At 67.1% G+C, this 9,944-nt stretch carries 10 protein-coding genes and 3 pseudogenes; 10 read left to right on the forward strand and 3 right to left on the reverse strand.

From position 1 onward, the window contains the following. Positions 1 to 22 precede the first annotated feature (22 nt). The 6 genes and pseudogenes from VET27_RS19445 to VET27_RS19470 form a co-directional block, all read left to right on the forward strand. Positions 23 to 697, forward strand: a complete 675-nt coding sequence (locus VET27_RS19445) for an Rv1363c family protein (protein WP_526521070.1) — start codon at positions 23 to 25, stop codon at positions 695 to 697. Then, entirely contained in the window at positions 694 to 1,725 is a 1,032-nt protein-coding gene (locus VET27_RS19450; protein ID WP_526521072.1) for an RDD family protein, read from the forward strand. The genes VET27_RS19445 and VET27_RS19450 overlap by 4 nt, the downstream gene beginning before the upstream one ends. Beyond that, positions 1,722 to 2,282, forward strand: a complete 561-nt coding sequence (locus VET27_RS19455) for an Rv1363c family protein (RefSeq protein WP_526521074.1) — start codon at positions 1,722 to 1,724, stop codon at positions 2,280 to 2,282. The genes VET27_RS19450 and VET27_RS19455 overlap by 4 nt, the downstream gene beginning before the upstream one ends. Then, positions 2,249 to 3,229, forward strand: a complete 981-nt coding sequence (locus tag VET27_RS19460; RefSeq protein WP_526521076.1) for a mammalian cell entry protein — start codon at positions 2,249 to 2,251, stop codon at positions 3,227 to 3,229. Before VET27_RS19455 ends, VET27_RS19460 begins: the two co-directional genes overlap by 34 nt. A gap of 13 nt (positions 3,230 to 3,242) precedes the next feature. Beyond that, positions 3,243 to 3,936, forward strand: a pseudogene (locus VET27_RS19465) (YoaK family protein). Continuing rightward, a pseudogene (locus VET27_RS19470) lies at positions 3,936 to 4,022 on the forward strand (retinol dehydrogenase); the annotation flags it as partial. The pseudogenes VET27_RS19465 and VET27_RS19470, both read left to right, overlap by 1 nt. A 107-nt stretch (positions 4,023 to 4,129) precedes the next feature. Here the strand turns inward: VET27_RS19470 and VET27_RS19475 are convergent. Then, positions 4,130 to 5,212: a phosphodiester glycosidase family protein gene (locus VET27_RS19475; RefSeq protein ID WP_526521078.1), complete on the reverse strand. Its 1,083-nt coding sequence runs from the start codon at positions 5,210 to 5,212 to the stop codon at positions 4,130 to 4,132. Positions 5,213 to 5,437: 225 nt separating this feature from the next. On the opposite strand from VET27_RS19475, the gene VET27_RS19480 reads away from it, so the two are divergent. Next, the gene (locus tag VET27_RS19480) at positions 5,438 to 5,869 is read left to right on the forward strand and encodes an SRPBCC family protein (protein WP_526521080.1); all 432 of its coding nucleotides are present in this window, start codon (positions 5,438 to 5,440) and stop codon (positions 5,867 to 5,869) included. Here VET27_RS19480 and VET27_RS19485 read toward each other — a convergent pair whose 3' ends face one another. Then, positions 5,870 to 7,186, reverse strand: coding sequence for a PQQ-dependent sugar dehydrogenase (locus tag VET27_RS19485; protein WP_526521082.1), 1,317 nt, complete (start codon positions 7,184 to 7,186; stop codon positions 5,870 to 5,872). Then, positions 7,164 to 7,928 (reverse strand): pirin family protein, encoded by a 765-nt coding sequence (locus VET27_RS19490; protein ID WP_526521084.1) that lies wholly within the window; start codon positions 7,926 to 7,928, stop codon positions 7,164 to 7,166. The genes VET27_RS19485 and VET27_RS19490 overlap by 23 nt, the downstream gene beginning before the upstream one ends. Positions 7,929 to 7,999: 71 nt before the next feature. Between VET27_RS19490 and VET27_RS19495 the strand changes: the two genes are divergently transcribed. The 3 genes and pseudogenes from VET27_RS19495 to VET27_RS19505 all read left to right on the forward strand — a co-directional run. Then, the gene (locus tag VET27_RS19495; RefSeq protein ID WP_526521089.1) at positions 8,000 to 8,449 is read left to right on the forward strand and encodes a MarR family winged helix-turn-helix transcriptional regulator; all 450 of its coding nucleotides are present in this window, start codon (positions 8,000 to 8,002) and stop codon (positions 8,447 to 8,449) included. 87 nt (positions 8,450 to 8,536) lie between these two features. Next, positions 8,537 to 9,313, forward strand: a complete 777-nt coding sequence (locus VET27_RS19500) for an SDR family NAD(P)-dependent oxidoreductase (RefSeq protein ID WP_526521086.1) — start codon at positions 8,537 to 8,539, stop codon at positions 9,311 to 9,313. 139 nt (positions 9,314 to 9,452) lie between these two features. Next, a pseudogene (locus tag VET27_RS19505) lies at positions 9,453 to 9,944 on the forward strand (hypothetical protein); the annotation flags it as partial.

Here is a 9,944-nt window from a genome sequence, read left to right on the forward strand (position 1 = left end):
CAAGTGACCCAGGAGAGAACGGATGGAAGGAGATGCTGGCACCAGCCGGCTGAACCCCCCCGAAGGGCAGGAGCGCAGCGACCCGGGAGAAGACATCAGTCTAGAACCCGACACGTCGGACCAGTCCGACGCACAATCCGAGGAATTGCAGGATCATCCCACCGAGGCCGTGACCGAGGACCACGTGGTGCGTCGCCCCGAGCGGTTCGGCCGCAGCTGGCTCGTCGCCATCTGTCTGGCGTTGCTCGTCCTGACGGCGGGCGTGGCGGTCGGTGGTTACCTCGCGCTGAAGTCGCACGACCAGAGTGAGGCGATCGCCCGTGAGGACGCGCTCGCGCTGCAGCGCGCCAAGGACTGCGTCGAGGCCACCCAGGCCCCGGACGTGGCCGCCATGACGGCGAGCCAGACCAGGGTCATCGAATGCGCGACCGGCGACTTCGGCGTACAGGCCAACCTCTTCGCCAGCATGTTGGTCGAGGCCTACCAGGCTGCCAATGTGTCGGTGCAGGTGTCGGACATGCGCGGGGCGGTCGAGAAGCACAACGACGACGGGTCGGTCGACGTCCTCGTCGCGGTGCGGGTGAAGGTGTCCAACGCGCAGGCCGCCGACCAGGAACAGGGCTACCGACTGCGGGTGAACATGGCACCCGCCGACGGCACCTACAAGATCAACAGACTGGATCAGGTCACCTCGTGACGGCTCTGCTCGACGAAGACACCGACGTCCGCACGGCGAAGGACGTCGTGACCCGCTACGCCTCCTGGCCGGCGCGCGCCGGCGCCATCGCGTTGGACGTCCTGCCCGGTATCGCCGTGATCACGACGATGGCCGTGCTGGCGTACACCACGTCAGTCGGGGGCTGGCTGTGGTGGGTGTTCATGGGCGTGCTTGCGGCGGCTGCCTTGGCCACGTTCGTGAATCGATGGCTGTTGCCGCCGATCACCGGCTGGACCATGGGTCGCGCCGTGACCGGAATCCGCGTCACGACGGCCAGTCGTCACACTGTCGGCGGCGTGCGGTTGCTCGCGCGCGACCTCGCTCATCTGCTCGACACGGCGGCGCTGCTCGTCGGATGGCTGTGGCCACTGGGGGACAAGCGCCACCGAACGTTCGCGGATCTGTTGCTGCGCACCGAAGTTCGCGTGGTCGAACCCGCCGACGCGCCCCGTCGCAACGTCCGGCGGATCGCCGGTTGCGTGCTGGTCGCGGCGGCCGTGGTGTGCGCGGCGGCAGGCGGGTTTGGCTACCTGCAGGTGTACCGGCAGGACCGAGCACTCGAGCAGGCCAGAACCGAGATCGCCGAGCAGGGCCCGCGCATCGTGGAGCAGCTGCTCAGCTACGGAAGTCAGACGGTGGTCGACGACTTTGCGAGAGCGCAGACGCTGGCCACCGACGGATACCGTCCGCAACTGGTGCAACAGCAGCAGGCCGTGCAGAAGTCGGGTGTCACCGACAACGAGTACTGGGCCGTCAGCAGCGCAGTACTGTCCGCGACGAAGGACCGGGCGGCGATGCTGCTGGCCCTCCAAGGCCAACGCGGGTCGGATCCGAACAACCTGAAGTTCATCACGGCGACCGTGCGGGCCGACTTCGAGAAGTCCAACGGCCGTTGGCAGGTCGCGGTTCTCACCGTGCTCAAGAAGCCGCTGACCGGCCAGACCGGTCCACAGCAGCCACAGCAGCCCCCGCCGAAGCAGCCGCCGCCGAGGGAGTCCGGACGATGAGCCCGCGACGAAAGGTCGACGAGACGGCCCGGGACTTCTTCTCGGCGAGCGCAGCCGAACCGGAGGCGCCGCTGCGATGGGGCCTTCCGCTCACCGCCGTGCTCGCCTTCGTGCTGGCGGCCGCCGCGATCGCGGGCAGCATCTTCATACTGGTCGGGCACGAGAGCTTCAACCGCACCGAGGACAGGGACGCGTCGGCGCTCTTCTACGTCCGGGGCTTCATGACGGAGTACACGTCACTCGATCCGTTCCACGCCAACGACTATGCGGACCGGATTTTGGCGCAGGGTACGGGCGATTTCGCGAAGTCGTTCAAGGAGAAGCTGAACGACATCGTGATTCAGGTCGCGCGCGCCGAACCCACCACCGGCATCGTGCAGGAGGCCGGGGTGCAGCGGTGGAACGACAACGGCAGCGCCGATGTCCTGGTGGCCACCAACGTCAAGTCGACGGGCCCGGACGGCAAGGTGCCCATCGAGAGCGGAACCCGTTGGGTGGTAACGACTATCGAGGAGGGACAGCAGTGGAAGATCAGTCAGCTGATTCAAGTGATCTGACAGCTGAGCCTGCCACCGCCTCCGTCCCGCAGGGGAAGGCGGCGCGCAACCGCCACCGGCTGCCACGACAGAAGGCGCAGCAGGTCGGTCAGACGGATGAGGCCGCGGTGGACGGGGACGCCGAGAGTCCCTCGACCACCCAGACCGCGGTCGTGGAGACGGTGCCCGAGGTTGCGGCGCCCGATGAGCCATCCGACGAGACCCACGAGACGGCGGTCGTCGCCGAACCGACGCGCCGCCGCCGCATGCCGTGGCGGCGCGACAAGGCCGTCGCCGAGACGCCGGAGGTCCCGGACACGGCAGCCGCCGAGGCAATCGCAGCGGCCGAACCCGTCGAACCTTCTTACTCCGTCGAACCGGCCGAAGTCGAGGAATCCGAGGAGGCGGGGGATTCCCAACCCGAACCCGAGGTCGTCCTCGTGCCGCATCGGACGGCAGGGCGCGCGTTCAAGATCGCTGCAGTGGCTGCGGGCGCGTTGTTCGTCGGCGCGGCCGCGTTCGCGGGCGCCACGATCCAGCCCTATCTCGCCGACCGAGCCGCGGTGCAAACGAAGTTCGTGATCGCCGAGACCGCGGCCAGCGCGATCACCACCCTGTGGACCTACACGCCCGACGACATGGACAAGCTCCCGGACCGGTCCGCCAAGTACCTCGGCGGTGACTTCGCGGCCGACTACAAGCGCTACATCGACGCGATCGTCGCACCGAACAAGCAGGCTCAGGTCACCAACAACACCCAAGTCCTCGGTGCGGCGGTGGAGACGCTGACGCCGACGGAGGCCACCGCGATCGTGTACACCAACTCGGTGGCGACCAGTCCCGTGACCAAGGGCATTCCATCGCTGCGCTATCTGTCCTACCGCCTGACGATGAAGCCGCAGGACAACCGTTGGTTGATCACCCAGATGGTCGCCGTCACGAAGCTAGACCTGACACCGCGGCTGTAGTACGGGGGCCACGATGGCTGTCGAATCCCCTGTCTCCCTAGGGCTGACGGTCACCGCGCTCCTGTTGCTGACGTTCGCGACGGGGGCCTGGTCGACGCCGTCAGCGTGCTGGTGCTCGGTCACGTCTTCGTGGCGAACATGACGGGCAACGTCATCTTCCTCGGCTTCTGGTTCGTGCCGCACTCCGGCGTCGACATGGCCGCGGCGGTGGTGGCGTTCGCCAGTTTCGTCACCGGAGCCGTGCTCGGCGGCAGGTTGGCCCGGCACCTCGATGCCAAGGTTCGGCGCTGGCTCGTCGTGGCCTTGGGACTCGAAGTCGTTGTCCTGTCGATTCTTTCGATACTGGCGGGTGTGGGGTTGTTGCCGTATCACGGTGGTGGGCGGCTGATTCTGATTGCCGGACTCACCGTCGTCTTCGGCACGCAGAACGCGACCGCGCGCCAATTCGGTGTGCAGGAACTCAGTACGACGGTCTTGACGCAAACCATCGTCGGCATCGGGTTCGACAGCAGACTCGCGGGCGGGACGGCCAGCGGGAGAGGCTGCGGTACGGCGTCATCCTCACCATGTGCGGCGGTGCCGTCATCGGCGCGACCTTGACCCTGTGGGTGGTGGCACCCGTGATCGCCATCGCTGCGGCGGTCGTGGCGTCGAGTGCGGCCATCTTCGCCTTCGGCCCTGCGAGGGAGACGTCGGTCGCCCACTAGCGGATGCGATGCGGATGGAACTGCGGCCATGGCATCTCCCGGTCGTCATCGTCGAGCCCGCTCAGACTGATACGGACATGTGGCGTCCGTGACACCGCCAAAGACTTCTCACCACAGTGACGCGGCGACCACGACCGCTGCTGCGCCGGTCCCTCGTCGGAGGGCTCGCAGTCGGACGAGGGCCGCCTGACGTCTAGCTGAAGGCGAGCCAACTCGGAAGGGCGCGCTCGCGAGAGTCGCACAGCACCTGCATGGTGTCGCAGGAGCCCTTCGGCACGCCCGCGCCCGCCCACATGCCACCGGTGTCGCGGCGCAGCACGATCGCCGACGAGCCCCCACCGTCGAGCAGGATGGCGGTGTCGCTGCCGAGTCCGCGGAACAGATCCTGGATCTGGTCCGGCGTGTAGCTGCCACCCTGGAAGACGTACATCTCGTCGCGGTCGCGGGCGTAGGCGATCGCCGTGCGCGCAGCGCTGGGGCCGCCGTCGTTCAACTGCCCGGTGTCACCCGGCGCCAGCAGCCCCAGGCCGCTGACCGCGACGAACCGGTTGCCCTTGTCCACCAGGTCCTTGATGACGGGGGAGGCCGCGTCGTAGTCGTCGGGTGCGCGAGGGGATACGACGAACGGTGCCCCACCGACCGGCAGGATCATCGTGGTCAAGGCGGTCCAGACCTCGTCGCCACCGGACAGGGCCTGCTTGCCCGCGTAGGCGAGGGTTCCGGTCACCACCGCATTGGCCGGGCCTCCACCGCGCGTGTTGTCGAAGTACGCGCCCAGGGGTGAGCTACAACCCGTCGACTTCCAGGAGCCGCCCTTCTGGCCGCGGACGTCGAAGAAGTTGGCGTTGATAGCAATGGTCGGCTTGCCCAGCGCCTGCCAGGCCTGCACGGGGCTGAACGTCTCGGCGGCCTGCAAGAGGCCCTCGCTGGTGCGGGCGCCGGGTGTCGACTCGCAGCGAGCCTGATAGCCGCGGTGCGAGTCGACCAGCAGGCGCGGGGTGAGCCGTTGCGACCCGGACTTGATGATCATCAGGTGGCCGCCGCTGCCCATCTCGTACCAGCTGCCGCCTGCGTTGAGCATCGGCGCGGGATTGCTGCCGCCGAAGTTGTAGACGAGGTAGGAACCGCGGGTGTTGGCAATCGCATTGGCGAGTAGCTGGCGGCCGTCTGCCGCATGTGCGGCCGGAGCCGCCACCATCGTCGCCAAGACCGCGCCGAGCGCCAGCGTCGTCGCCGAGGCGACGAACCGCCGGAGGTTCGCCGTGGTATCAGGCACGGAAGGCCCCTATCGAGAAGTTTCTGCAGTCTTCGAGGAACGAAGTCACTTCAATCACAGCCGACTCACCGTCAACTTTGGTCACAGTACGGCGACGATTGCGCATCGACCGGATCGTCGAGCCGCCGAATGGGTTTGCCGAGCCGTCTCTAGCAACTCCGCCCCGCCGTGGAGTCGCTCGTCACGTCACGAGTGAGCTGCTGTGCGGCGGGGTATTCGCACCCCGTGTGGTCAGTTTCACGAACCTTCTCCGTCGCCGCCCCTCCCGACCGCGTGATCGATTACCTCAAGGACTTCTCGAACGCCGAGGAATGGGATCCGGGCACCCAGACCTGCGCGCGTGAGAGCAGCGGGCCGATCGAGGTCGGGGCGACGTGGCACAACGTCTCCAAGATCGTTGGAGTGACCGCCGAACTGACCTACACGTTGAACCAACTGAGCAACCGCACGCTGGTCTTCGTCGGCAAGAACGACTCGTCGACGTCCGTGGACACGATCACGGTGGACGCCTCAGGTGCGGGCTCGGTGATCACTTACAAAGCCGACCTCGAGATGAAGGGCGCGGCCAAACTCCTCAGCCCGGCGATGAAGATCGTCTTCGAGAAGCTCGCCAACGACACCGAGAAGCAGCTGTCTTCGGTCCTCAACGCGCTGTAGTCACCGACCCGGAGGCGCCAGGCGGTAGATGGCATCGGCGGCGTCGTCGGTGACGTAGACGGCACCGTCGGGTCCCACTGCCGCGTCGACGGGTCTACCCCACCGAGAGCCGTCGGCGGCTTGGAAACCGCCGACTAGCGTCTGCTGATCTCCGAGACTGCCGTTCTCCCAAGGGAAGAAGGACACCTCGGGCGCCCGGGGTGGTTGACGGTTCCACGAACCGTGGACCCCGACGAGCGCCCCGCGGGAATAGGGCGCCGGGAGGGCACCGTCGACGAAGGTCATCCCAAGCGGTGCGGAGTGCGCGCCTAGGCTCTGCTCGATCGGCGGCAGGGCAGCACAGTCGAGCTTTGACCCGTCGGCGTTGGTCTGCACGTCTCGGATGAAAGCCAGATTCGCGGGGCCGCCGTCGGGATTGCAGTAGGGCCAACCCAATTCGCGTCCGGGGGTCAGCTTCGCGACGGACTCCGGGGGGTGATCGTTGACGTAGTCGGGCACCACCTGGCCGTAGGACGGACCCTGGTCGGGGACCTCGACGTTGTCGCGGTTGTTGACCGCCGTCCACACTGCGCCGTCGGGGGCGACGGCCAAGCCGGTGCCGTTGCGAACGCCTGTCGCGAACGGGGCGTATGGCCCACCGCCGGGTGGGACTCGCATGATGGTCGCCCGCTGCGGAGTCGCGGTGCGGTCCTCGGCGGAGATGTTTCCCGTCGAGCCGATCGAAAAGTACACGGCGCCATCGGGTCCCACGGCGACGCTCTTCAAGGCATGCGAATAAGCGCCGCCGAGGTCGGGACTGCGCGCGTCGGGAAGGCTCGAGGCGACGGTACGCGGGCGGGCCACCACGCCGTCGGCGTAGTCGAAGGCGTCGACCTGATCACTCTCAGCGATGTAGAGCGTCGAGCCGGCGAACGCCAGGCCGTGCGGTTGGTCCATGCCGCCGACGAGGAGTTGCATCTGCGGGCCGAGGCCCGACGGCTGTACGCGGATCACCTGCCCCACACTCGGGCTCGACACCAACAGGGCGCCGTCGGGTGCCCACGTCGCCAACCGTGGCTTTGGGACTCGAGCCCACACCGACATCGTCCACCCGTTGGGCACCAACGCCTTTCGGGGCTCATCGAAGGGCGCGGCATTGAAGTCCTCGGGGATCTGGACCGTCACCTCGGTGAGTCCAGCCTCGCCGGCTGCCCGGGCTGCGGTAGTGGTTTCCGACGCCGGCGGGGTGCTCGATGAACACCCCGCCAGGAGAAGGACGCCGATCAGCCCGACGGCCGCGGATGTCCTACGTCGCTTACGCTGCGGCCAAACTCGCATGCATCTCCCAGACCAGGATTTCGGATGGTTCGGTCGCGGTGATCCGCTGGCCGCCCGATGCCGTGAAACGCACGGCGTCGCCTTCGTGCAGTGGCCCCGCGCCTTCCAGCACGACCCCGCCGCGCGGGACGAAGAGGTGCAGATACGGCGCCTGCGGCAACTCGACGGTGTCGCCGGGTTGCAACCGCGCGCCGCGCAGGGCGGCGTACTTGTTGCTGATCGTGATGGCGGCATCGTCGGCGTGCTCGGGCATGCCTGAGGCGATGGTCACCAGTTTGCCGCGCAGCGCCTCGTCGTCGATCTCGAGCTGCTGATAGCCGGGCTTGATGCCAGCCTCGTCGGGCACCACCCACATCTGGACGAAGTGGACGGGATCGGCGTGCGTGTCATCGCCAGTGAGCGTCCACGAGTCGTTCTTCTCAGAGTGCAGAATGCCCCTGCCCGCCGACATTCGTTGTGCCAAGCCCGGATAGATCACGCCGGAGTGGCCCGTCGAGTCCTGGTGCACCAGAGATCCGCGCAGCACCCAGGTGACGATCTCCATGTCACGATGCGGATGGGTGTCGAAGCCCTTGCCCGGCTTGACCACGTCGTCGTTGTTGACGAGGAGCAGGCCGTGGTGGGTGTTGTTCGGATCGTAATTGCCACCGAACGAGAAGGAGTGCTTGGAGTCGAGCCAGGAGATCTTGGTGGCGGCGCGGTCCTGCGCACGTCGGATGTCGACGATGTCGGTGTTGGTCATGGCGATCGCTCCTTGGGATCATGGCCAGCCTAGGTGGCTGTCACTGGACACGACAACTTAGATGATGTGTCATATATTCCATGTGGCTGTCCGAAGACCAGCAGCGGGTGTGGCGCAACTACCTGTCGATGAGCGCTGAACTGCAGATCGAGATGAACCGGCAGTTGCAACGCGACTGCGGGCTCTCGCTCGCCGACTACGACGTGCTCGTCGCGCTCGACGAACGTGATGTCTGTCGGGTGAACGAACTTGGTGAGCGCCTGGGCTGGGAGCAGAGCCGCCTGTCCCATCAGCTGAGGCGGATGCGGTCCCGCGCGCTCATCGACCGGCGCGGAACGGACGACGACCGCAGAGGCGCCACCGTCGAGCTGACCGACGCAGGCCGAACCGCGCTCGGGTTAGCCGCGCAGGGGCACGTCGACCTGGTGCGAAACGTCGTATTCGACGGCATCGGTGCCGCCGAACTTCGCGCGTTGGACCGCTGGACTTCGCTGGTGCTGGAGCGGCTGTGCGACCGTTGACGTCCGCCGAGATCTGCGCAACGGCTGCCGGCCGCCGAGTTCCGCAACCCTCTTGCAGAAGTCGGCCGTCGGCCTAATCTGTCTGTCGTGGACATCAATGGAGCTAGTGCAATCGTCACCGGTGGCGCGTCGGGTATCGGCGCGGCATCTGCCCGCCAGTTGGCTGCCAGGGGGGCGCGGGTCGTCGTCGCCGACTTGCAGGCCGACCGCGGGCAGGAACTCGCCCACGAGATCGGCGGCGTGTTCGTCAGCGTCGACGTGACCAACACCGAGCAGATCGAAGACGCGGTCAACACGGCCGCTGATCTCGGCCCGCTGCGGGCCCTGGTGAACTCGGCAGGCATCGGTTGGGCCCAGCGCACGATCGGCAAGGACGGCGAGTTCGCCTCGGCGCACAACCTGGACGCGTACAAGAAGGTGCTCGCCATCAACCTGGTCGGCACGTTCGACTGCATCCGGCTGGCCGCCACCGCGATGAGTCGCAACGAGCTCACCGACACTGGTGAGCGCGGTGCGATCGTCAACATGACCAGCGTCGCGGCCTTCGACGGCCAGATCGGCCAGGCCGCGTACTCGTCGTCCAAGGGTGGCGTCGTCGGCCTGACCCTGCCGGTCGCCCGCGACCTCTCCGCCGTGGGCATCCGCGTCAACACGGTGGCCCCCGGTCTGATCGACACCCCGATCTACGGCGAGGGTGAGGCATCGGAGGCGTTCAAGGCCAAGCTGGGCGAGTCGGTGCTGTTCCCGCACCGCCTTGGCAAGCCCGAGGAGCTGGCCTCGATGGTGATCGAGCTGATCACCAACTCGTACATGAACGCCGAGGTCGTCCGCGTTGACGGTGGCATCCGGATGCCACCCAAGTAGCTCTCGCCGTCGTCGCGAGTGGTCAGTTATCGCACGCGTCTTGGGTGATTGCGTGGCATAAGTGGCCACTCGCGGGGCGCCTGTGGACAACCACCGTTTGGAATGGCTGATCTGTCGCACGGCGGCGTCACCGTGAGCCATGACCATCTCCGACCGGCCCTTCCTCGGGACCGAAGCGCTGGCCGTGGGTGACGTCAGCCCGCGGACTCTTCTCAGCCGCTATGACCGTGTCCATCGCAACGTCTACGTGCCGAAGGGCAGCGAGATGACGTCCGCTGAGCGTGCAGTTGCGGCGTGGTTGTGGTCGGGCCGACAGTCGATGCTGGCGGGCTTGTCTGCAGCAGCGATCCACGGCTCGAGGTGGATCGACCCGAGGCAGCCAGCCGAGGTGTACCGCCGCAACGGCAAACCGGTCGAGGGCATCCTGATTCATCGCGACGAACTACGGGACGACGAAGTGCAGTCGATTGGGGGCATCTCCGTGACCACCCCCGTCAGGACTGCTTTCGACCTCGGGCGCCGCCGAGGACGGACGCTCGCCGTGATCCGGGTGGACGCGTTGACCAATGCGACGGGTCTGCGGGCGCCGTCGATCGAGGCGCTCATCCGACGGCATGGCGGGGTTCGAGGG

This window comes from Mycobacterium sp. (assembly GCF_035633495.1).
Lineage (GTDB): Bacteria > Actinomycetota > Actinomycetes > Mycobacteriales > Mycobacteriaceae > Mycobacterium.

Excerpts from the sequence above, each read along its gene's own strand:
- VET27_RS19445 (WP_526521070.1), top strand. The coding sequence starts at position 23 with ATGGAAGGAGATGCTGGCACCAGCCGGCTGAACCCCCCCGAAGGGCAG.
- VET27_RS19455 (WP_526521074.1), top strand. The coding sequence starts at position 1,722 with ATGAGCCCGCGACGAAAGGTCGACGAGACGGCCCGGGACTTCTTCTCG.
- VET27_RS19485 (WP_526521082.1), bottom strand. The coding sequence starts at position 7,186 with ATGCGAGTTTGGCCGCAGCGTAAGCGACGTAGGACATCCGCGGCCGTC.
- VET27_RS19490 (WP_526521084.1), bottom strand. The coding sequence starts at position 7,928 with ATGACCAACACCGACATCGTCGACATCCGACGTGCGCAGGACCGCGCC.